The 1,169-nt window shown below is 41.3% G+C and carries 1 protein-coding gene and 1 pseudogene; both read right to left on the bottom strand.

Annotated elements, in window-relative coordinates:
- Nucleotides 1-197 (bottom strand): annotated as a pseudogene (locus F6K49_RS51110) (hypothetical protein); the annotation flags it as partial.
- A gap of 237 nt (nt 198-434) precedes the next feature.
- On the bottom strand, nt 435-1,103 hold the full coding sequence (locus tag F6K49_RS51105) for a fasciclin domain-containing protein (protein WP_075901392.1): 669 nt from the start codon (nt 1,101-1,103) through the stop codon (nt 435-437).
- Nucleotides 1,104-1,169: the final 66 nt, after the last annotated feature.

Below are 1,169 nucleotides of genomic sequence, written 5' to 3'. Positions count from 1 at the left end.
CCAAAATTTACCTCGATTTCCTTTCGGGTTTCTTGAACCATGGCATCCCCTTGGTTTCCTTCAGACCGTAAGGTTACTAGTTCTTCATCGTTTTGATCTATAGAGTAGGAGGCTTCATCACTTGTTTTAGCTTCATCGCAAGCAGCAGCACCAAACAGGATTACTCCACCTAGTAAAATTGGCATCAACTTATTCATCTTTAATTTCTCCTTGTTCTATCCTTGTATTTACTTCAATCGAATCCGGTTAATAACTTTGTATTCTGGTAAATCGTGACGTGTTAAGTGTTAACTATAAATTGATTTTTTACACTATACAATTCTCGAATAAACCTGAATAATAAGTAGTAAAACGGACGGGATATAATTACCAAAAACACCAAACTTATTCAGCAGGTGCGGAAAGCGCACCTATGAATTTTTTAAATCTGAATTTTACCTGACTCCTGTTGGTGCTGGTTCCGATTGAGCATGAGCTCTTGAGGGCAGAATTACATGGTCAACAACATGAATTATGCCGTTACTGGCTTCAATATCTGTTTGAGTCACCTGGGCATTGTTGACAGTAACCTTACCTTCTTCACCAACTTGTACTGTTACCGACTTTCCAGCCATAGTGATAATTTCTCCCGACTGGATTTGACTGCTATCAACTGCACCAGTTACAACATGATACTTTAGCAGCTTTACCAGTACCTCTTTGTTTTCTGGTAGTAGTAGACTGTCTAAGGTATTTGGTGGCAGTGCAGCAAAAGCATCATCGGTGGGAGCAAAAACAGTGTAGGGTCCTTCACCTGCCAAGGTTTCCGTTAAGCCCGCTGCCTCAATTGCTTTGACAAGGGTTTGGAATTGATCATTGCTCGCAGCTTGCTCTACTAGGTTACTGGTAGTAGATTCAGCGTCAGTGGTAGCTGGCATTTCTACCTCTTCAGCCTGTTGAAGGGGTTTGCTCAAGGAATCGGGGGCGCTTTCTACCATAGACTCAGTTGCACCATTGACAGCATCTTTAACTGAGTTTTCTGTTTTTTCTTGCGCTATTGCCGGGAAACTGATCAGAGCACTTAATCCCAGAATACCTGTTAGCAACTTAATGGGAGTTTTCATTTAGATAATCTCTCCTGAATGCTAGGTATAGTTGACGCTTTCCAACTAAACGGCTTCATAGTTTGA

The organism is Moorena sp. SIO3I6, from assembly GCF_010672095.1.
Note: the sequence above shows the minus strand (reverse complement) of the source record. Positions and strands in the feature narration are given on the sequence as shown.

What these genes read in the sequence shown, in the direction of transcription:
- F6K49_RS51105 (WP_075901392.1), bottom strand. Translation starts at nt 1,103, where the DNA reads ATGAAAACTCCCATTAAGTTGCTAACAGGTATTCTGGGATTAAGTGCT.